Consider the following 20499-nt stretch of genomic DNA (forward strand, 5'->3'; position numbering starts at 1 on the left):
ACTGGTGTGAACTTCTGCCTTGTGTGACCTTCCCCCACACAGGAGTAGATCTTTCATGCGACCTCTTCAGGCCCGTCTCGTCACCCTCTGCCAGCAGGTGCTGGCGCTGGGTGTCGTGCTCGTCGTCCTCACGCCCGCCTCCGGCGTGGTGTCCCTCGACATCGTCGGGGAGCACCCCGGCCAGCGGCCGGCCGGCGCCGACCGGTCGGCTCCCGCCGAGCTGGTGTCCGCCACCGTGCCGACCTCCTCGGTGACCCCGACCGTCACCGAGGTGCCGCTCACCGGTGCCTCCGGCGGGTTCGCCGGACTCCGCGGCCGCACCGTCGCCGGCGGCGCCACCGACGCCCGCGTCGTCAGCCGGCCGCAGGCCGTCGGCGAGCTCAGCGCCATCGGCGTCACGTGGCAGGGCGGCGAGGAGCTCGAGGAGGACCAGATCTCGCTGCGCGTGCGCACCCGCACCGGCGAGGAGTGGAGCGCCTGGGAGGAGCTCGAGTACCACGACGAGCACGGTCCGGACCCCGACAGCGCCGAGGGCGCGAACGCGCGCCCCGGCACCGAGCCGACCTTCGTCGGCGAGGTCGACGACGTCCAGGTCGAGGCGGCCACGACCGGCGTGACGCTGCCCGACGACCTGTCGCTGGCGATCATCGACCCGGGCTCGGCGCAGCGGAGCGAGACCGAGGCCCCCGCCGACACCGACCCCGACGCGGACCCGAGTGCGGCGTACGACGAGGAGTACGAGGACTCGCAGGGGAGCGGCGACGCCCTGACCCTGCAGGCGAGGAAGCAGACCGTCGCGCAGCCCACGATCTTCTCCCGCGCCCAGTGGGGCGCCGACGAGAGCATCCGCAACAAGAGCGCGCTGAGCTACGGCACGATCAGCGGCGGCTTCGTCCACCACACCGTCAACGCCAACGACTACTCCGAGGCGCAGGTGCCGGCGATCATCCGCAGCATCTACGCCTACCACGTGAAGTCCCGCGGCTGGAGCGACATCGGCTACAACTTCCTCGTCGACCGGTTCGGCCGCATCTGGGAGGGCCGCTACGGCGGGATCGACAAGCCCGTCGTCGGCGCCCACACGCTCAACTACAACCAGTACTCCTTCGCGATGTCGGCCATCGGCAACTTCGACGTCGTGCAGCCCCCGGACGTGATGCTGCGCGCCTACGGCCAGCTGTTCGCCTGGAAGCTGTCGCTGCACGGCGTGAACCCGGCCTCGACCGCGCAGAAGATCGGCAGCAAGACCTTCCAGGCGATCAACGGTCACCGCGACGCCGGCTCGACCGCCTGCCCGGGCAAGTACCTGTACGCCCAGCTGCCGCTGATCCGGACGTACGCCGCGCAGGCCGCGCCGGTCACGCCGGTCGTCGTGCCGATCGCCGTCAACGCGCCCAACCCGCAGAACAACCTCGACGCCTCGCCCTACCCGGACCTCGTCGTGCGCCGGGTCTCGGACGGCCGCGGCCTCGTCCTGCCGACGGGCGGCCTGACCTCGTTCCAGAAGCGCACCGTCGTGGGCAAGAAGGGCTGGGACAAGACGGCCGACGTCCTCGTCTCGCCCGACCTCACCCGCGACGGCACGCCGGACCTGGTCACGATCGACGCGAAGGGCACGCTGCGGATCCGCGCCGGCCTGGGCAACGGCAAGTTCGGCAAGACCACGCGCAAGATCTCGCTGCGCGGCTACTCGCTCGTCACCGCCGTCGGCGACATCAACGGCGACGGTCGCAACGACCTCGTCGCCCGCTTCAAGGGTCGCCTGGTCACCCTCCTCGGCACGAGCAAGGGCGGCTTCACCCGCAAGGTGACCCGCAAGGGCTACGGCGACTACAAGCAGATCATCGGCGCCGGCGACGTGAACGGCGACGGTCGCGCCGACCTGCTGCTCCGCACGAAGAACCGCCTCTACCTCCAGACCGGCTACGGCACCGGGCTGTTCTCCCGCCCCCAGCGGGTGGCCGGCTCGTGGAGCAAGTTCAACCGGCTGGTCGCCGGCGACTTCAACGGCGACGGGCGCTCCGACATCGTCGCCCGCTCGTCCGCCGGCAAGATGATGATGATGCCGGGGCGCGGCGACGGGACGTACGGCGCCCCGCGCGGCCCCGCCACCAACCTCAAGACGATGCGCTCGATCACCGGCGCCAACCTGGTCGGCGGGCCCGGCGCGGACCTCATCGGCGTGGCCGGCAAGCAGCTGGTCGTCGTCGCCAACCGCGACACCTTCGAGCTCGGCGCCCCGATCGACACGGGGCAGTCCTTCGCCGGGATGAACCTCCTGCTCAACGCCGGCGACGTCAACCGCGACGGGTTCGGCGACGTCCTCACCCGCGACGGGTCCGGACAGCTGTGGCTCTTCACCGGCAACGGCACCGGCGCCCTGGCGCCCGGCAGGGTCATCGGCGGCGGCTGGGACGCGGTCACGGGCCTCACCGCGGTCGGAGACGTCACCGGCGACGGCATCCCCGACCTGATCGGCACGGCGGGCGGCGTGCTCACCGTCTGGCCCGGCAACGGCAGCGGATTCGCGACCAGCGCACCCGTCAAGGGCGGCGTACCGGCGCGGGCCGGGCTCCCGTCGGACCTCTCCGGCTACGACTGGGTCCTGGAGGTGCAGGCCGTGACGCTCAAGGGGTCCGGGGACTACATCGTCCGCGACCGCGCGAGCGGGGTGGCGTACGTCTACAGCGGTCGGCGCTCAGGGGTCTCGAGCCCGCGCGTGCTCGGCGAGGGACTGGGGGCGTTCGACCTGGCCGGGTGACCGGCTCGCCCGCAGCGCGACTCAGGCCCGGGCGGTCGCCCGTTCGGCGTCGAACACGGCGTCGAGGCGATCGGGGTCGGGGTTGCGGACAAGGACCAGCGAGCCTCCTCGTCCGAGGGGCTCGGTGAAGGTGGCCATTCCTGGTGGGGAAGCCGGGTCGGCCACCGAGAGAAGACGGCCGCCGTCGGTGAGAACACTCCCGACGGCGGCCGTCAGGTCGTTAACCTCCCGCTGCGTCAGGTCGTCGGTGGCGAGGTCGTCCTCGCCGGGCGGGTCCCACGCGGTGAAGCCGTCGGGCTGCGACCAGATCTCGACGCCGACGTCGTGCACGCCGGCCGGGAGCGGGTCGGCGAAGCGCACGCCCAGCGGGCGCAGGCTGCACGCCAGGACCGGCAGCGACGCCGCGCGAGCGGCCCACACCTCCAGCGTGTCGGGGCCGCACACCACCGCGTCGGGCTCGTCGGACGTCGTCACGCGCGCGCCGACCGTCCAGGCGGCACCGAGGAACACCGGCGACAGCCAGTGGGGCGGCAGGTCGACGCGCAGCGACATCCCGCGCTCGAGGTCGGTCTCCTCGACGAGCAGACCGGCGGCCTTGGCGACCCAGTTGGCATAGGTGGTGACCGACAGCTCGACCCGCTCGTCGGTGGCGTGGTCGTAGAAGGTGAGCAGGGGGCGGCCGGGGTCCCGCCGCAGCTGGGCGGCGAGGACCTCGGCGAACGTGCTCATCAGAGGACGGCGGGCTCCGCGGAGTCCATGTAGGGGTAGTCCTCCATGAACGTGTCGAGCGCCGCGCCGCTCACGTCCGAGCAGTACTGCCAGACGCCGACCTGCTTGGCCGGGTCGGTCTCGCCGACACCGCCGACGGACCAGTGCGTGAAGGCGACGTGCTGGCCCTTGGGGAAGGCCTTGCCGTCCTCCTTCGTCCACGGCACGGCCTTGAACTTGTCGCGCAGGTTGGTCGTGCTGCTCAGCTTGGACGCGATGCCGCGCAGGTCGTCCATCGCGTCGGCGTCGTCGGCGATGGTCTCGTCGTACCAGAGGATCGTGTAGCCGTGCTCGAGGTTGTGCACGAGCTCGCCCAGGTCGGGGCGGTCGGACGCGGTGTAGAGCTTGCGGTCGATGGTGTCCCACATGTTCCAGTGCTGGCCGAAGGCCGGCGGGGCGTCGGGGTAGCTCATCGGCGTGCCGACGTCGACGTGGTCCTGGTTGCCCTCCGCCGGCTTGGTGGTGACCTTCTGGCACACCGAGGCCTTGGCGCCGATGTCGGACAGCGAGTCCGAGGCGTACGACCGCAGGTCGTACCAGTCCTTCACCGGCTTGAACGCGGCCGCTCCCACGATCAGCACCGCGACCGTGACGCACACGGCGACGATGGCCATGCCGCGACGGTTCTCGCGCTTGGACTGCTGGGAACGGATGGAGTCGATGACCGCCTGACGGTCGGTCTTTGCCTGCTTGGCCACGGTGCTCGGTGTCTCTCGGTCGACTGCGGGAGGGGTGCTGCGCTGGCAGAGTCTACGTAGTCGCGGGTGATCCGACCCACACGACGCCTCACTTCGCGCCTCACGCCTCCCGTCGTCGCCACTCCTCGAGCGTCCAGCCGTGGGCGAAGCAGGTGGCCGCCAGGGCCGTGGTGTCGTGGGGGTCGGGCAGCCGGTCGAGGGCTGCCGCCACGTCGACCGCCGGTGCGGGCGAGCCGAAGGGGGTGCGGTCCGCGGGGTCGCCGACGAGCGCCCGCACGACCGCCTCGCGCGCTCCCCAGCCGAACATGTCGCCGCCCTCGGGGCGTACGAGCGACGCCGCGCCCGGTCCGTCCTCGCCGGGCGGGAGGACGAGGTCGGCCCGTCCGCGCACCACCGCGACCGGCCGCCCCGCCAGCTTGCCCTGCGCGAGCTCCGCCGCCCCGGCGAGCTCGTCGGCCACCGCGGGGAGGGTGACGGCCAGCGGGTTGCCGTGCGGGTCGGTGCGACCGGCGAAGGCCTCGGCCACGACGAGGCCGGCGGCGCCGACGGCGATGTCGGTCTGCCCCTCCCGCCAGGCGCGGCCCGCGGTGTCGGTGACCACGACGCCGACGTTGACGCCCGTCCGGTCACGCACCGCGCGGCGCAGCGACCGGGCGGACGCGTCGGGGTCGAGAGGGAGCAGCACCACCGAGCCGAGGGCCACGTTGGACGCGTCGACGCCGGCCGCAGCCATGGTGAGGCCGTGGCGGGTGCGGACGATGCGGGTCGCACCCCGCCGGGCCACCACGCGGACCGTCTCCTCGTCGATCGCCGCCTCGCGGTCCCCGGCCCGGCTGCGGCCCTCGGCCTTGCTCACCACCTTGCTGGTCACGCACAGCACGTCACCGTCCGCGATCGGGTCCTCGGTGCCCGGACCCACGGCCGCGAGCACCAGGCCCGCCAGGTCGTCGCCCGCCGACACCTCGGGCATCCCGTCGGGTGCCCAGACCTCGAGGCGCGTCACGCGGCGCCGTCCACGACGAGCGAGGCCGCGGCGGCGGCCATCGCGGCGGTGGCGTCGTGGTCGGACATCATCAGCGGCACGGCCCGGGCGCGGACCCCGGCGTCCTCCAGCCGGGCCACCTGGTCGGCGTCGCGGTCGTCGACCAGCCAGCCGTCGAGCACGCCGCCGCGCTCGCGCGCGCCGTAGTGGATCCCGACGGCCGACGCGCTGACCTCGACGCCGATGCTGGTCAGCATCTGGGCGGCCATGCCGTGCACGTGGGAGGCGCCGACGATGGGGGAGAGGCCCACGACGGGTGCGGACGTGGCACGGACGGCGTCGCGCACGCCCGGCACGCCGAGGATGGTGCCGACCGACACGACCGGGTTGGACGGCGGCAGGACGACCAGGTCGGCCCCGGCGATCGCCTCGAGCACCCCGGGCGCGGGCGTCGCGGCGTCCTGGCCGACGACGAGGACGGTCTCGGCGGGCACCGCGGCGCGCAGGCGTACCCAGTACTCCTGGAAGTGCACGACCCGCCGCCCGCTGGGGCTCTCGGGGTCGGCGACCGCGACGTGGGTCTCCACCCGGTCGTCGCTCATCGGGAGCAGCCGCACCCCGTCCCCGTGCACGGGCGTCAGCCAGCGGCGGCACAGCGCCTCGGTGACCTGCGAGAGCGTGAAGCCCGCCTCGAGCATCTGCGTCCGCACGAGGTGGGTGGCGATGTCGCGGTCGCCCAGCCCGAACCACGTCGGCTCCACGCCGTACGCCTCGAGCTCCGTCCTCGCGCTCCACGTCTCGTCGCGCCGGCCCCAGCCACGCTCGACGTCGATGCCGTCGCCGAGGGTGTACATGACGGTGTCGAGGTCGGGACACACCTTCAGGCCGTGGATCCACCAGTCGTCGGCGGTGTTGGCGACGACGGTCACCTCGGTGTCGGCGGACCCTCCGGGTACGGTCCCCGACCGCAGGCCGTGGAGCAGTCCCTGGACGAACCGGGCCCCGCCGACACCACCGGACAGGACGGTGACGCGGCGGAGCGTGGGCACGGATGATGGCATAGGAACAGCCTGCCGTAAGCGGAACGGCCATATCAGATCCGGGCTTGACTTGAGGTGTACGACAGGCATGTAATTCCCACAGTGTCGTTATGTTCTCTGGAGCAGGTCGGCAGGGTTGTCTAGGGTCGGAAGGTCGTCAGCGATGAGAGCAGAGCTGTTTCTCCTCGAGCCTGAGGGCGAGGAGTTCGGGTGGCAGGACCGCGCCTTGTGCGCGCAGACGGACCCCGAGGCGTTCTTCCCCGAGAAGGGCGGCTCCACCCGGGAGGCCAAGAAGGTCTGCCTGACGTGCGAGGTCCGCGACGACTGCCTCGAGTACGCGTTGATGAACGACGAGCGCTTCGGCATCTGGGGCGGTCTCTCCGAGCGTGAGCGGCGCAAGCTCAAGAAGCGCGCCGTCTGATTTCTGCCGTACGGAGGCCCTCGTTAGGGTGCTCCGGTGACCGTCACAGCGCTTCTCGTCAGCCATGACGGGGCGCGGTGGTTGCCAGCAGTACTCGCCGGTCTGATCGGGCAGACCCTCCCGGTGGACCGCGTCGCGGCTGTCGACACCACCAGCCGCGACGACAGCGTCGACCTGGTGCGTGACGCCCTCGACCGCGCGGGACTCGACGCCTCCCACGCGGTCGTCGAGGTCGTCCCCGGATCGACCAGCTATCCCGCCGCGGTACGGCACGGGCTGGCGCTCGCCGCCGCCCTCCCCACCCCTGCGGGCGGGGTCGACGACGAGTGGATCTGGCTGCTCCACGACGACAGCAATCCCGCCCCGACCGCCCTCGCCGAGCTGCTCGCCGCAGCGGACGCCCACCCCGACGCCGACGTCCTCGGCCCCAAGCTGCGCGAGTGGCCCTCGCTGCGCCGCCTCCTGGAGGTCGGGCTCACGATCACCGGCACCGGGCGCCGGGAGACCGGCCTCGAGCGCGGGGAGTACGACCAGGGCCAGCACGACGCCGTGCGCGAGGTGCTAGCGGTCAACACCGCCGGGATGCTCGTGCGGCGCCGGGTGCTGGAGTCCCTCGGCGGGCTCGACGAGGAGCTGCCGATCTTCGGCAACGACATCGACTTCGGCTGGCGCGCCGCCCTCGCCGGGCACCGCACGCTCGTGGTGCCCCAGGCGGTGGTCTTCCACGCCGAGGCGGCGCACCGCGGCACCCGGCGTACGCCCCTCACCGGCCGCCACACCCACTACCAGGAGCGTCGGGCGGCGCTGTTCACCTCGCTGGCCAACGTCTCCTCGCGCGGGCTCGCCTGGCAGTACGTCCGGCTCCTCGTCGGCTCGCTGCTGCGGGTCGTCGGGTTCCTCGCCGTGCGCTCGGTGGGCGAGGCCCTCGACGAGCTGGCCGCGGTGCTGTCGGTCCACGGCCGCCCGGGCCAGGTGCGTGCCGCGCGCCGCGAGCGTGCCGCGCGGCGCCGGGGCGACCCGGCCCGGGTGCGCCGGCTCCTGGCGCCGGCGTGGCTGCCCTACCGCCACGGCCTCGACTTCGTCACCGACCTGGCCTCCGCCGCGACCAACCAGGCCGCCGACGTCGCCGAGCGCCGGCGCATCGCCCGGGCCGCCGAGGCCGGCCAGCCCGGACTGGTCACGCGACCGGAGCGTCGGGCCGCGGCCGCGGCGGGCGAGGACGACGAGGACGCCTACCTCACCGACACCGGACTCGTCGCGCGCTTCTTCACCAACCCCGTCGCCGTCGTCCTGGTGCTGTTCGGCGTGCTGGCGCTGCTCGCCGGTCGCGAGGCGTTCGGGTCGATCACCGGAGGCGCCCTGTCGCCGGTCCCGGCCACCGCGGGCGACTGGTGGGGGCTCCACGCGTCCACCTGGCACCCCCTCGGCACCGGCACCGACGTGCCCGCGCCGGCCTACGTCCTGGCCTTCGCGCTCGCGGCGACGGTGCTGCTGGGCCACACCGGGGCCGTCGTCTCCGGGCTCATGCTGCTCGCCGTGCCCGTCGCCGCCTGGGGCGCGTGGCGCCTGCTCAAGGTGGTCGGGCGCCTCGTCGACCCGCTCGGCCTGCCTCGCTGGCTGGTCGTGTGGGGCGCGCTGGCGTACGCCCTCGTCCCCGTCACGTCGGGCGCGTGGGCGGAGGGGCGCTTCGGCACCGTCGCCGTCGCCGCGCTGCTGCCGTGGGCCGCGCACGCCGCCCTGGGCTTCGTCGACCCCGACCGCGACCGCCGCTGGCGCGCTGCCTGGCGCACCGCCCTGCTGCTCGCGCTGTCGGCCGCGTTCGTCCCGGGCGTGTGGTTGTTCGCGGTGCTGGCGACGGCGGTGGTGCTCGGCTCGGCCGCCGTGATCGCCCCGCGCCTCCTGCGCGAGCGCGACAGCTGGGGACCTCCGGTCGTCGCGGTCGTCGCCACGCCGGTCCTGCTCGCCCCGTGGCTCGTGCCGCTGCTCACCACGGGCTCGGCGTCCGGCCTGCTCCTCGAGGCGGGGCGGCTGACGGTCGACCAGGTCACCTTCGGCGGCCTGCTGACCGGGCGGCTCAACGACCTCGGCGCGCCGTGGTGGCTCGGTGTCGTGCTGGGGCTGCTCGCCGTGGTCGCCCTCGTGCCGCGTCGCACCCGCGTCCCCGTGGTCATCTGCTGGCTGGTCGCCCTCGCCGCCGCGGTCGTCTCCGGCGTGCTGTCCCACGTCACCCTCGACCTCCCCGCCGTGTCGACCCGCCCCAGCCTCGGGCTGTTCGTGGTGATCCTGCAGGGCACCTCGATCGTGGCCGTCGTGCTCGGCGCCGACGCCTACCTCCGCCGCCTCGCCGACCACCACCCGTGGTGGCAGCGCGGCCTGGCGACCGCCCTCGCGCTGGTCGCCGCGGCCGTGCCCGTCGGCGGCCTCGGCTGGTGGCTGACCACCCCGGACAACGCGATGACGCAGGAGGCCGAGCAGACCGTGCCGGTCTACATGCAGCAGAGCTCCCTGACCGGCCAGGAGCACGGCGTGCTCGTGCTCGACGGGTCCGTCGACGACGGCATCACCTACCGCATCCGACGCGACGACGGGACCACCGTCGGCGAGGACGAGATCCTCACCCTCGCCGACGAGGACGCCGACCTCACCAGCGAGGTCCGCGCGCTCGTGTCCACGCCGACGCCCGCCGTCGTGGCCGCGCTCGGCGCCCGCGGCGTGGAGTACGTCGTGCTCAGCTCGCCCGCCGACGGCCGGGTCTCCGCGCTGCTGGACGCCACCGCCGGCCTCGAGCAGGCCAGCGCGGAGGACCGCACCACCCGTGCGTGGCGGGTGGACCGCCCGCTCGACCCGGCCGCCGTCGACGGCGACGGGTCGTGGTGGCGTACGGCTCTGCTCGTCCTGCAGGGCATCGTCATCGTGCTCGTGCTGGTGCTGGCCGCGCCCACCGTCCGCCAGCGCCGGGAGCGGGGCAGCGATGTCTGAGCACGTGCCTGCCCCCGCACGTACGCCCGGCAGCCGCCGCCGTGCCGCCGAGGTGACCCGCCGCGGGCCCTCGCCGCTCACCGTCCTCGCGATCCTCATCCCGCTGCTGACCGTCGCGGCGCTCGCCCTCGTGCGACCCGCCGGGCAGTCGTCGTCGACCCGCCCGCCGACGAGCGCCGCCCTCGACCGCGCCACGGCCGTGTGCCCCGCCCGGCTCCCCGGTGCGGACGAGGTCCGCATCGGCAGCACCGGCCTGGGGTCCGGCGACGTCGCGCTGCGCGTCGGGCGGGAGGAGGACACCGAGACCCTCACCGACGGCGTCGCCACGCGCACCGCCCGGGAGACCGTGGTCGTCGGCGCGACCGGCGACCTCGCACCCGGTCTGGTGGCGTCGCGCTCCGGCGCCGGGTCTGCCGTGGGCTGCGAGGCGCCCGCGCCCGAGCGCTGGTTCACCGGCGTCGGCGCCTCGGCCGAGCACGCCTCCACCCTCACGCTCGTCAACCCCGACCGGGGTCCGGCGGTCGCCGACGTCACCGTCTGGGACGGGAGCGGCCTCGTCGACGTGCCGGCCCTGCGCGGCGTCCGGGTGCCGGGCGGCGCGACCACGTCGTTCGACCTCGCGTCCGTCGCACCCAGCCGCGACGCGCTCGCGCTGCAGGTCACCGTCTCGCGCGGTCGCCTCGCCTCCAGCGTCGTCGACGTCATCGACCCGGTCGGGCGCGACAAGCCGGTCCGCGAGTGGCTGCCGGGCCAGGCAGCCCCCGCCTCCACGTCCTACGTCGCCGGCATCGGCACGACGGCCGCCGACCGCGTCCTCACGCTCGCCAACCCGGGCGACAGCGAGGTCCGCGTGGACCTCGAGCTGGTGAGCGAGGACAGCGAGTTCGCGCCCTCCGGTGTCGACGAGGTGACCCTGCCGCCCGCCACGGTCAGCGAGGTCGACCTCAGCGGCGTGCTCCGCGGGCGCACCCTCCAGGGGGTCCAGGCCCTGCGGCTCGAGGCGACCGGACCGGTCACGGCATCGTTGCGCACCCGCACGCCCGCCGACCTCGCCCTGTCGGTCGCCGGCCCCACGGTCTCCACCGACACGGCCGTCGCCCTCCCGGAGGGTGCCAAGCGCCTCGTGGTCACCGCCGCGACCGCTCCGGGCGTGGTGACCCTGCAGGCGTGGGACGCCGACGGCGCCGAGGTCGTCCGCGAGCGCCGCGTCGAGATCGACCCCGCGACGGCGGCCCGGCTGCGCCTGCCCGACGACGCGGCGCTGGCGCTCGTCCGGCTCGACCGCACCAGCGCGGTGGTCTCGCTGGAGGTCGACGACCGCGGGCTCTCGGTGCTGCCGCTGTCCCAGCTCGAGGCCACGAGCGAGGTCGCGGACGTCAGGCCTGCGCAGCGCTGAGCCGCCGGACGTCAGGGCTCGTCGCCGTACCTCTCGTCGACCTGCCCGGGCATGAGGTTGAGGAGCTCGGCGAGCTGCTCGACGACGACGGTGTGCACCATCGCCTCGAGCTCGTCACGGTTGGTGGCCCGGTGCTCGATCGGGCGTCGGAAGAGCACGAGGCGCGTCGGCGCCGTGCCCTTGCCCCGCACCAGGGAGGAGAGCGGCACGGTCTCGTCGCCCCAGTCGTCGGGGAGCATCGGCGCGTCCTCGACGGCGTACTCCACGAGCCCGAGGTGGCGCTGCCACTTCTCGTCCAGCGGCGTGACGACGTCGAGCACGAGCTGGTCGAACTTCTGCCGGGCCGTCCGGAGCGCCGGCGTGCCCGGCACGTGGGGCAGGACGCCCGGCCCCCGCATGCCGCGACCCCGCCGGTCCCGCGTCCGGGTCCTGGTGCCGCCCGCCGTGTCCTCGACCCCGATCTCCACGCCGCGAGCCTAAGCGGCGCGCGTGCGTCCGGCAGGTAGCGTCGCCGTCGTGAGCCTTGCCCGTCGTTGTTCGCGGACGGCGTGTGGCCGTCCTGCGGTCAACACGCTGACCTACGTCTATGCCGACCAGACCGCGGTCCTCGGCCCGCTCGCGACGTACGCCGAGCCCCACGCCTACGACCTCTGCGACGTGCACAGCGAGCGGCTGTCCGCCCCGCGCGGGTGGGAGGTGCTGCGGCTCGCGTCGGACCAGAAGGCGCAGGGGCCCAGCAGCGACGACCTGCTGGCGCTCGCCGACGCCGTCCGGGAGGCCGCCCGACCCGCGCCCGCACCGGCCCCGCTCCACTCGACGGACGACCCGACCCGGGGCGCCAAGCGCGGCCACCTGCGGGTCCTCACGCCCACCGACTGACCCCGGCCCGGGTGGCCTAGGCTTCGGCACGTGAACATCGACCAGCAGCTGCTGAGCATCATCGTCTGCCCGGCCTGCCACGGCGAGCTGTCCCCGTCGGCGACCGACGGCGTCGAGGAGCTCGTCTGCCAGGGCTGCGGCAACGCCTACCCGGTCCGCGACGACATCCCGGTCCTGCTGGTCGACGAGGCCCGCAAGCCCGACTGACCCGACCGAGAGGACACCCGCCCGTGGCGACCTGGTTCGACGAGGCCCGGCTGGACGACGCCGGCGTGCTGGACACCGTGGACCTCCGGCTGCGCACGCTCGCCGAGTCCGGCGCCCGGGTGCGCCGCGAGGCGCACGAGGCCGCGACCGCGACCGCGGAGCTGATCGCCGCGGGCCGTGACGGCGAGCGCCCGCGGGCCGTCATCGCCGCCGGCCCGGACTCACGGCTGCTGCGCGCCGTGCTCGAGCCGTGGTGCCCGGTGCCCTTCGTCGCATGGCCCAACCCCGGCCTCCCCGGCTGGGCCGGGTCGCTCGACCTCGTCGTGATGCTCGCCCCGGAGGGCAACGACCACGGCTCGGCGTCGGCGGTCGCGGAGGCCGTACGCCGTGGCGCGCAGGTGGTGGTCGCGTGCCCGCCGCGCAGCCTGGTGGGGGAGCACGCCGCAGGGCGCCACGTCACGGTGCTGCCCACGGTGACCGGCGACCAGCTCGCCACCGCCGTGGTCATGCTCGACTACCTCGCCCACGTGCACCTCGGTCCGCGCGCCGACGCCGAGTCGGTCGCCGCGTCGCTCGACGACGTGGCGACCAACTGCTCGCCGCACCGCGACCTCGCGGTCAACCCCGCCAAGATGCTGGCGATCGCGATGGCCGACACCAACCCGCTCGTCTGGGGCGGGTCCGTGCTGGCGGCACGTGCGGCGCGCCGGCTGGCGGAGTCGCTGCGTCGCACGAGCGGCCGCTCCGCGATCGCGGGTGACGCCGAGCACCTGCTGCCGGTCATCGAGGCGACGAAGCCGCACGACCTCTTCGCCGACCCGTTCGCCGACGAGCCGGCTGACCTGCGCCCGCTGCTGCTCGTCCTCGACGACCGCAGCGACGACCCGGTGGTGCGCGAGCAGACCGGCCAGCTCGCGGCCGCGGCCGCGCGCCACGGCGTACGCGTCGAGACCCTCGAGACGACCGCCGACGCCGAGGTGGCGCGCTACGCGTCGCTGCTGCTGACCGGCACCTACGCTGCGGAGTACCTCCGCGTGGGCCTCGTCGAGGACTGATCCGCCCCCCGCTGCCCCCGCCGCATCGCCGCCTCCCCGGTTCCGGGGGGACTGAGATGCGTCCGTGGCGGGTATGAATTCGGGGTCAGCTCATTCGAACGCTCCAAGGAGACATCATGCGTCGCACCTCCCTGTCCGTCGCCGCCGGCCTCGCCGCCGCCCTGCTCGTCGCCGGCAGCCCCGCGCAGGCAGCCGTGTCCGCGAAGGACCTGCCCAAGAGCGGTGACATCGTCAAGGCCTTCCCGGAGCTGGCGGGCGCCACGTTCTCGACCGACAAGAGCAAGCAGATCAGCGTCCCGGGCAACACCTGCGGCGTGGCCGAGATGGCCAAGGCCAAGTCCGCGATCGCCACCACCGGTGCCTCCGCGGCCGGCTTCCCGGTCGTCGTGGCCGGTGCCGCCGAGGTGAAGTCGGCCGCCAAGGCCAAGGCGTACCTCAAGGCCTACACCGCCTACACCAAGAAGTGCGCGACCTTCACCGAGCCGACCACCGGCGCGACGGTCACCTCCAGCATCACCAAGGCCCCGAAGGTCGGCCAGGGCGCCGTGGCCTTCGTCCAGGAGACGACCGTGTTCGGGATCACGAGTTACTCCAGCAGCGTCCTCTACCGCGACGGCAACCGCGTGGGCAACGTCGTCGCCATCGACGACGCGCCGGTCTCGGCGTCCGCCATCGCCAAGCTCGCGAAGGTCGGCGCCAAGAAGCTGAAGTGAGGCTCGATCAGGCCTTCTGCTGAAGGTCCGTCCCGAAGACCAGGGCGTCCCCGCCGTGGACGCGCGCCGTCCGCTCCAGCTCCATGCCGAGGCGGCGGGCGACGCCCTGGCTCGCGGTGTGCTCGGGACGGATCAGGGCGACGAGGTGCTCGACGCCGTGAGCGGCCGCCAGGTCGCGCACGGCTCGGGCCGCCTCGGTCGCGAAGCCGCGGCCGCGTACGTGCGGCAGCAGGTGGTAGCCCACCTCGACGTGGGGCGTGCCCTCGACGTCCTGGACGGTCAGGCCGCAGTCGCCGACGATCTCGCCCTCGTGGGTCTCGACGACCCACAGCCCGAAGTCGTGGTCGGCGTAGGTGCGCTCCTGCCACTCGATCCACCGCACCGCGTCCTCGCGCGTGCTGGGCGGCCGGTCGCCGCGGAACGGGTCGAAGGCGATCAGTAGCTCGGTCACGACGTCGACGTCGTCGCGGACCATGGGGCGGAACCGCAGGCGGGCGGTCGGCTCGGGCAGCACCGCGTCAGGCCACGTCGCCGTGCACGGCGGGACGCGTCCCCGCCGGTGCGGCCTGGCCCACGTCGGCCCACACCTCGACGAGCTCGTGGAGCAGGCCGTCCCGGAGGGTGCCGACGCTCGCGACGGCGAAGACGAGGTCGAAGCCGTCGTCGCCCGTCCCGATCACGGTGGCCCGCAGCACGCCCTTCTCGCCGTCGGCAACGAGGTCCTCGACGTGCATCCGCTGGAACCCCGGGTAGTCGGCGTTGAGCCGCACCCACCCGTCGCGGTCGAAGACCTCGCCCGTGTGCACGAGCCGACAGCTGAAGTCGGGGTGCAGCAGGGACGGGAGCGCCGGCCAGTCGTGGGCGTCGATGACGCGGCCGAGGTGGGTGAGCAGGGTCGCGGCGTCCATGAGGCCCAGTGTGGCGGGGTGGTCCGACAGGGCGTCCGGCTCAGCCCGTCCGGACCGCGGCGTACCTGGCCAGCGCCGCGTCGAGATCGACCTCGTCGAAGTCGGGCCACAGCTTCGGGCTGACGTGCACCTCCGCGTGCGCCGCCTGCCACGGCACGAACCCGGAGAGGCGCTGCTCCCCGCTGGTGCGGATCACGAGGTCGATGTCCTTCACCGGCCCGCCCGGGAGGTGCGCCGTGACGGCGTCGGGGTCGAGCGCCCCGTCCGCGCCGAGAGCGCCCGCCCGGATGGCGCCCCGGATGCCGGCGGCGATGTCGGCGCGCCCGTCGTACGCGATGGCGAGCGTGAGGTGCGCCGCCCTTCCGGCAGTGGTCACCTCGGCGCGCCGCAGGGCGTCGGCCGCTCTCTCGGGGAGCAGGGCGACCTCGCCGCTGACGTGGAGCGTCCAGTGCCCCGACCGTTCGACGATCCCGGGCAGGACGTCGCAGACCAGGTCGAAGAGGAACCCGACCTCGGCGCCATCGCGCTTGCGGATGTTGTCGGCCGAGAGCACGTAGACGGTCAGGTGGTCGATGCGCCGCGCCTCGCACCAGCCGAGCAGGTCCTCGACATGGTCCGCCCCGCGGCGGTGACCCTCGCTCGGGTTGGAGAGGCCGTTCCTCCTGGCCCACCGGCGGTTGCCGTCCATGACGACGCCGACGTGCCGGGGGAGCGTCGGGGTCCGCTCGTCCGTGGTGGTCACGGCCTCATCATGACGTGTGCCGGCGGGCGATGAACACGTGCTCGAGACCGAGCCGGTCGGGCGCCTCGCGGACCTCGACGACGTCGAAACCGTGTGCCGCGAGGTCGCGCCCGACCTCGGCGCGCGACCGGAAGCGCAGGGTGGACGTGGAGCGCAGGTCCTCCCCGTCGACCGAGATGGTCCCGACGAAGGTCACCAGCGGCAGCGCGACCTCGGTCACCGACATGGAGGCGGTGGCGGTGCGCCCGTCAGGCAGCGTGACCTCGCTCGCCGGCTGGTCCCAGTGCTCCCAGGCGCGGGCCTCGGGCCGCCGCGTCTCGAGCACCAGCCAGCCACCGGGCCGGACGGCAGCAGCGAGACCGTCGAGCGTGCCGGCCCAGTCCTCGTCGTCGACGAAGACCTGCGCCACGTTGCCCGTCATCACCGCGAGGTCGAGCGGCGGGACGTCGGCGAGATCGGTCGCGTCACCGTGGATCCACGTCACCCCGTCGGCGTACGGCTTCCCCCGTGCGACCTCCAGCGAGGCGGCCGCCGGATCCACTCCCACGACGGTGAGACCGCGTCCGGCCAGCCGAACGGCGAACGAGCCCGTGCCGCAGCCCACGTCTGCCACGCGTTCGGCGCCGAGCTCCCTGACGATCGCCTCGTAGGCGTCGAGATCGGAGCGGTCGTCGTCGAGGAGGTCGTAGAGGGCAGCCAGGCGCGGGTCGGCGAAGGCAGCATCGGGAGCTCGCATCCCGGTCAACCTAGGGGCACGAAGCCATCCGCGGCACGCGACGTGGTCGCTGGCGTGCCTGTGGCCCCGCCGGCTTCAGTCCGGCGGGGTGTGGTCATCGTCGGCGGGGTCGCGGGACGTCGGGTGGCTCGTCGCCTCTGATCGCCCTCGTGCCGGTGTGGTCGCGTCGGAAGCGGTGGCCGTGGGGTGAGGTCCACTCGTACGTCCCGGGTGCGGTGGTCTCGTAGTGCCAGGAGCTGTGGGTCTTGAGCCTGTGGTGGGTGCGGCACAGGGGCGCGAGGTTCGACGTGGAGGTGGGTCCGCCAGCATTGAACGGGATGACGTGGTCGAGGTCGCAGCGGCGGGCGGATCGGGTGCACCAGGGGAACACGCAGGTCTGGTCGCGGATGATCACGTGCTCGCGGATGCGGGTGGTGGGTTCGTAGGCCGGAGTCGACAGCTCGGCGTTCAGGTCGATCACCGGTCGGATGGTGACCTTGGTCTGGGAGTCGGCGCACCAGTCCTTGACCTGCTCGAGCAGGACCAGGCGCTGGCCTTCCTCGAGGCGACCGTTCTGGTCGAGGATCGGGCCGTCCGCGGTCGAGCTCGCGTTGAAGTGAGCGTGAAGCACGACCTCGCGGGCATGCGGGAGGTCGGGTCTCGATACTCCCGCTCGTTCCTCACGGACTACTCGACCACCTTCGTTGGTGGCGAGGTCGAGGGCGGTCTGGGTGCGGGCGAGGTCGCCGAGGGCGGCGGAGCGGCGGACGTCGAGCGAGGCGTCGGAGCCGAGGGCCTTCATCGTCGCGGCGCCATGGGCCAGTGCCCGGTCCAGGTCGAGGGCGTCGGCGATGTCGAGCTCAGCCTCGAACCTCATCGTGCCCGCGTAGTGCACGTCCTCCGAGTGGAGGGTGGCGTGGCGCGGGTCGACGTGCTGCCACCCGTCCTCCGGGTCGTCGGCGGGATCTGCGTCGGCGAGGTCGTACCGCTTGATCGCCTCCGCAACCAAGCGGTCCAGCTGCGCGGGCCCGATCCGTCCCGCGACCGCGGCGACCTGCGCGTCGACGAATGCTGCGGCCTCGACCGTCAACGGAGGTGAGGAGTGGATGGTGGTCTCGGCTACCGACCGGGCCCGCCACGCGGGCACCGCTCCGGACTGGAGTCCGGCATGGAGTCGCGGGAGTCGGTGGCGCAGCTCCAGGGCGTGCCCGACGAGCCGCTTCGCCGCGGTCGTCGAGATCCCCAGCACCGCACCGAGCTCAGCGATGCAGAACTCCGCCACCAGGGGCGTACCGGGTCCGGCGATGGGTTCCTCGTGCTCGCAGCCCGGGACGGTGAACGACGCGGCGGAGTGGATCGACTCCGGCCGGTGGAGGTCCGCCCACCGCGCGGCGAGATCGAGCTGCCGGGCAGCGGCAGCGTTCTCGGTCTCGCGCGCGGTGCGGATCGAGGCGAGCAGGCCGGCAGCGGAGAGGTCGTCGTCGACCTCCGCTGCATCCCGTTCCAGCGTCTCGATCATGTGTTCGATTATACGTGAAGGGTCCGACAGCCACCCGTGGTGGAGCGTCAAGATCGGCCTGGGTCTCGACACGGGCGCGGGACGCCCTGCTCAACCAGCGGGACGCGGGGAGCAGCCCTGCTCAATCAGCGGTACACGGGGGTGGGGCGTCCACCTGGACCACGAGTGGCGGGGGCGCGGGGCCTGGGTTTCGACACGGGCGCGGGGCGCCCTGCTCAACCAGCGTCAGTAGCACCCAGCAACCCCAGCACCTCCGCCGTCGACCGCACGTCGCCGTAGGAGCGGTAGACCACGTGCAGCGTCGCGTTGTGGTCCTGGTCGCGGGTCGCGGCGCAGGCGTCGGCGACGAGGACGACGCGCAGGCCCGCGGCGCTGGCGTCGCGGGCGGTGTGCTCCACGCAGACGTTGGTGACGGTGCCGGCCACGACGACCGTGTCGACGTCGCGCTCGGACAGGAGGCGGGGGAGCTCGGACGACCCGGGGGTCCAGGCGCTGCGCCCGGTCTTCTCCACGACGAGGTCGCCGTCGACCACGGACAGCGACGGATCCGGGCCCCCGGTGCCGGACCGGGCGTACATCTCGGCCACCTCGTCGCCGAAGAGCTCGCGGTCCTTCGCGCTCGGCGGGGCGTACCCCGGCACCACCCACGCGACCGTGCCACCGGACGCACGGACCGCGGCGGCGAGCAGGTTGACCTGCGGCACGATGCCGCGGACGTACGCCGAGTCCCGCACGAAGAACGGGACCACGTCGACGACGACGAGGGCGGTCCGGTGCGGGTCGAGGTGCTCGAAGGCGTGTCGCCTGCCCCGGCGGGCCTCGTGGCGGGCGTACTCCCGCTCGTCGATGGACCAGTGGTGGTGGGCGACGTCCGGCACCCGGCGAGGCTACTGCCCGGCCGCGGCCGCGGCGTGGCTCAGAGCCGGCCCCGCGGCCTCGGACTGCTCCCGCTCGCCCTCGACCGGGTTGCCGGTGGCCGCTGCGCCGAAGAACTCGCCGAGTCCGCAGCCGGCCGTGGCGTCCGGGAAGTCGCGCAGTCGTGCGGGGTCGTCGAGGACGGCCTCGTACGCGTCCTGCCCGTGGGCGATCACCCAGCTGCGGTAGTCCGTGCCGAGGTCCTCCGCGAGCCCGAGGCCGGGTGCGCAGAGGTCGTCGGCGACCTCGGTGATGATCACCAGGTCGTTGTTGAGGCGACGGAAGGTACGGCCGAACTCGGCGGTCCGGTCCTCGGGCAGCCGGGAGAGGACCTCCTCGAGCGCCTCGCCCTGCCGCACGTCGCCGTCCTGCGCGACCGCGCACGACGCGTGGACCAGCTCCCAGAACGACGCGAGGTCGCCGCCACGCCCCCCGCAGTACTCCGGGAGCCCGCCCTCGACCCACGGCTCGGTCGTGACGGGCTCGACCGGGTCCGACGAGCACCCCACCGCCAGCGCCGCGAGGAGCGCCGTGCCCACCCACGCGTACGCCCGACGCCTCGTGTCCCCCCGCATGGGCGGGATTCTGGCAGGTCCGGGCAGCAGGCGCGGGCGATCGCGGCGTCCCCGCGGATAGGCTGCCCCGGTCACGACCCACGACCTGAAGGACATCCCATGGCCGGCGGACTGTTCGCCCTCCTCGACGACGTCGCCGCACTCGCCCGGATCGCCGCAGCCAGCGTGGACGACGTCGGTGCGGCTGCCGCGCGGGCGAGCGCGAAGGCGGCGGGCGTCGTCGTCGACGACACGGCCGTGACGCCGCAGTACCTCCACGGGTCCGCCGCCGAGCGCGAGCTGCCGATCATCAAGAAGATCGCGATCGGCTCGCTGCGCAACAAGCTGCTGTTCATCCTCCCCGCCGCCGTGCTGCTCGGGCAGTTCCTGCCGTGGCTGCTCCCCGTGATCCTCATCTTCGGTGGTGGGTTCCTGGCCTACGAGGGCGCGCACAAGGTCTACGAGAAGTTCTCCGGCCACGGCAACGAGGCGGAGGAGGCGGTCACCGAGCAGGGCGAGTTCACGCCCGAGCACGAGGCCCGCACGATCTCGCAGGCCGTGCGCACGGACTTCATCCTCAGCGCCGAGATCATGGTCATCGCGCTCAAGGAGGTCGTCGGCTCCGACCCGGACGCGAGCATCTGGATGCGCGCGATCGTCCTCGCCGTCGTGGCGGTCCTCATCACCGTCCTCGTCTACGGCGTGGTCGCCCTGATCGTGAAGATGGACGACGTCGGCCTGCACCTCGCCGAGAAGCCGTCGAAGGGCTCGCAGCGCCTCGGCCTCGCGCTCGTCTCGGCGATGCCGCGCCTGCTGTCGGCGATCTCGCTCATCGGCACCCTCGCCATGCTGTGGGTCGGTGGTCACATCCTCCTGGTCAGCCTCTACGAGATCGGCGGGCACGACGGCCTGCTCGAGGGCACCGGCCTCGGCGACGCGCTGCACGCGCCGTACGACCTCCTCCACCACTGGGAGGAAGGCGTCCACGACGCGGTCGGCGGCGCCCTCGGAGCAGTGCTCGGCTGGCTGCTCAACACCGTCCTGTCCGGCGTCGTCGGCCTGGTCGTCGGCGGCCTCGTGCTGGCCGTGCTGCACGCCCTCGGCGTCGGTGGCGGACACGGTGACGAGCACGCGGACGAGCACCCGGACGAGCACGCTCGCGGGGCCGTCGAGGATTCTCCGAATCCCTGAGGCCCGACCTACGCTCTTCTGGTCCGCGCGGGAGATCCCGACGACGCACAGATGTG

The 20499-nt window shown here is 73.5% G+C and carries 21 protein-coding genes; 9 read left to right on the forward strand and 12 right to left on the reverse strand.

Features of this window, described 5'->3' with window-relative positions:
- The first annotated feature begins 55 nt into the window (after window positions 1-55).
- Window positions 56-2761: an FG-GAP-like repeat-containing protein gene (locus F4692_RS12825; protein WP_179620005.1), complete on the forward strand. Its 2706-nt coding sequence runs from the start codon at window positions 56-58 to the stop codon at window positions 2759-2761.
- Window positions 2762-2782: 21 nt separating this feature from the next.
- On the opposite strand, the gene F4692_RS12830 is transcribed toward F4692_RS12825, so the two are convergent.
- From F4692_RS12830 to cofD, 4 genes are all read right to left on the reverse strand, one after another.
- Complete coding sequence (locus F4692_RS12830) at window positions 2783-3490, reverse strand: TIGR03089 family protein (protein ID WP_179620006.1); 708 nt, start codon at window positions 3488-3490, stop codon at window positions 2783-2785.
- Window positions 3490-4227: a DUF3105 domain-containing protein gene (locus F4692_RS12835; RefSeq protein ID WP_179620007.1), complete on the reverse strand. Its 738-nt coding sequence runs from the start codon at window positions 4225-4227 to the stop codon at window positions 3490-3492. Before F4692_RS12835 ends, F4692_RS12830 begins: the two co-directional genes overlap by 1 nt.
- Before the next feature lie 100 nt (window positions 4228-4327).
- Window positions 4328-5230: a coenzyme F420-0:L-glutamate ligase gene (cofE, locus tag F4692_RS12840; protein WP_179620008.1), complete on the reverse strand. Its 903-nt coding sequence runs from the start codon at window positions 5228-5230 to the stop codon at window positions 4328-4330.
- Window positions 5227-6258: a 2-phospho-L-lactate transferase gene (gene cofD / locus F4692_RS12845; RefSeq protein ID WP_308645290.1), complete on the reverse strand. Its 1032-nt coding sequence runs from the start codon at window positions 6256-6258 to the stop codon at window positions 5227-5229. The genes cofE and cofD overlap by 4 nt, the downstream gene beginning before the upstream one ends.
- A gap of 154 nt (window positions 6259-6412) precedes the next feature.
- Here cofD and F4692_RS12850 point away from each other — a divergent pair, with 154 nt between their 5' ends.
- The 3 genes from F4692_RS12850 to F4692_RS12860 are packed head-to-tail and all read left to right on the forward strand — an operon-like array spanning window position 6413 to window position 11045.
- Window positions 6413-6670, forward strand: coding sequence for a WhiB family transcriptional regulator (locus tag F4692_RS12850; protein ID WP_056605988.1), 258 nt, complete (start codon window positions 6413-6415; stop codon window positions 6668-6670).
- A 36-nt stretch (window positions 6671-6706) separates the two neighbouring features.
- Window positions 6707-9649, forward strand: coding sequence for a glycosyltransferase family 2 protein (locus F4692_RS12855; protein ID WP_179620010.1), 2943 nt, complete (start codon window positions 6707-6709; stop codon window positions 9647-9649).
- Window positions 9642-11045, forward strand: a complete 1404-nt coding sequence (locus tag F4692_RS12860; RefSeq protein ID WP_179620011.1) for a DUF5719 family protein — start codon at window positions 9642-9644, stop codon at window positions 11043-11045. Before F4692_RS12855 ends, F4692_RS12860 begins: the two co-directional genes overlap by 8 nt.
- An 11-nt stretch (window positions 11046-11056) precedes the next feature.
- On the opposite strand, the gene F4692_RS12865 is transcribed toward F4692_RS12860, so the two are convergent.
- On the reverse strand, window positions 11057-11512 hold the full coding sequence (locus F4692_RS12865) for a metallopeptidase family protein (RefSeq protein WP_308645291.1): 456 nt from the start codon (window positions 11510-11512) through the stop codon (window positions 11057-11059).
- A 49-nt stretch (window positions 11513-11561) separates the two neighbouring features.
- Here F4692_RS12865 and F4692_RS12870 point away from each other — a divergent pair, with 49 nt between their 5' ends.
- From F4692_RS12870 to F4692_RS12885, 4 genes are all read left to right on the forward strand, one after another.
- Window positions 11562-11924: a DUF3499 domain-containing protein gene (locus F4692_RS12870; protein ID WP_179620012.1), complete on the forward strand. Its 363-nt coding sequence runs from the start codon at window positions 11562-11564 to the stop codon at window positions 11922-11924.
- A gap of 30 nt (window positions 11925-11954) precedes the next feature.
- Window positions 11955-12131: a Trm112 family protein gene (locus F4692_RS12875; protein ID WP_179620013.1), complete on the forward strand. Its 177-nt coding sequence runs from the start codon at window positions 11955-11957 to the stop codon at window positions 12129-12131.
- 23 nt (window positions 12132-12154) lie between these two features.
- Window positions 12155-13186, forward strand: a complete 1032-nt coding sequence (locus tag F4692_RS12880) for an SIS domain-containing protein (RefSeq protein ID WP_179620014.1) — start codon at window positions 12155-12157, stop codon at window positions 13184-13186.
- A gap of 116 nt (window positions 13187-13302) precedes the next feature.
- Entirely contained in the window at window positions 13303-13899 is a 597-nt protein-coding gene (locus F4692_RS12885; RefSeq protein ID WP_179620015.1) for a hypothetical protein, read from the forward strand.
- Between the two features lie 7 nt (window positions 13900-13906).
- On the opposite strand, the gene F4692_RS12890 is transcribed toward F4692_RS12885, so the two are convergent.
- From F4692_RS12890 to F4692_RS12920, 7 genes are all read right to left on the reverse strand, one after another.
- Window positions 13907-14413, reverse strand: a complete 507-nt coding sequence (locus tag F4692_RS12890) for a GNAT family N-acetyltransferase (RefSeq protein WP_308645292.1) — start codon at window positions 14411-14413, stop codon at window positions 13907-13909.
- A gap of 4 nt (window positions 14414-14417) precedes the next feature.
- Complete coding sequence (locus F4692_RS12895) at window positions 14418-14807, reverse strand: nuclear transport factor 2 family protein (protein ID WP_179620016.1); 390 nt, start codon at window positions 14805-14807, stop codon at window positions 14418-14420.
- A gap of 40 nt (window positions 14808-14847) precedes the next feature.
- Window positions 14848-15549, reverse strand: a complete 702-nt coding sequence (uppS, locus tag F4692_RS12900) for a polyprenyl diphosphate synthase (RefSeq protein ID WP_179620017.1) — start codon at window positions 15547-15549, stop codon at window positions 14848-14850.
- Between the two features lie 7 nt (window positions 15550-15556).
- Window positions 15557-16285, reverse strand: coding sequence for a class I SAM-dependent methyltransferase (locus F4692_RS12905; protein ID WP_179620018.1), 729 nt, complete (start codon window positions 16283-16285; stop codon window positions 15557-15559).
- A 94-nt stretch (window positions 16286-16379) separates the two neighbouring features.
- Window positions 16380-17783: an HNH endonuclease signature motif containing protein gene (locus tag F4692_RS12910; protein WP_179620019.1), complete on the reverse strand. Its 1404-nt coding sequence runs from the start codon at window positions 17781-17783 to the stop codon at window positions 16380-16382.
- A 215-nt stretch (window positions 17784-17998) separates the two neighbouring features.
- A complete protein-coding gene (locus F4692_RS12915) occupies window positions 17999-18661 on the reverse strand; it encodes a cysteine hydrolase family protein (RefSeq protein ID WP_179620020.1) in 663 nt (220 codons plus the stop codon).
- Window positions 18662-18670: 9 nt separating this feature from the next.
- Window positions 18671-19273, reverse strand: a complete 603-nt coding sequence (locus F4692_RS12920; RefSeq protein WP_179620021.1) for a DUF4240 domain-containing protein — start codon at window positions 19271-19273, stop codon at window positions 18671-18673.
- Window positions 19274-19372: 99 nt separating this feature from the next.
- On the opposite strand from F4692_RS12920, the gene F4692_RS12925 reads away from it, so the two are divergent.
- Window positions 19373-20443 carry a DUF808 domain-containing protein gene (locus F4692_RS12925; protein ID WP_179620022.1) on the forward strand — a complete coding sequence of 357 codons (1071 nt, stop codon included), beginning with the start codon at window positions 19373-19375 and terminating at the stop codon, window positions 20441-20443.
- Window positions 20444-20499: the final 56 nt, after the last annotated feature.

This window comes from Nocardioides cavernae, assembly GCF_013410035.1.
Lineage (GTDB): Bacteria > Actinomycetota > Actinomycetes > Propionibacteriales > Nocardioidaceae > Nocardioides > Nocardioides cavernae_A.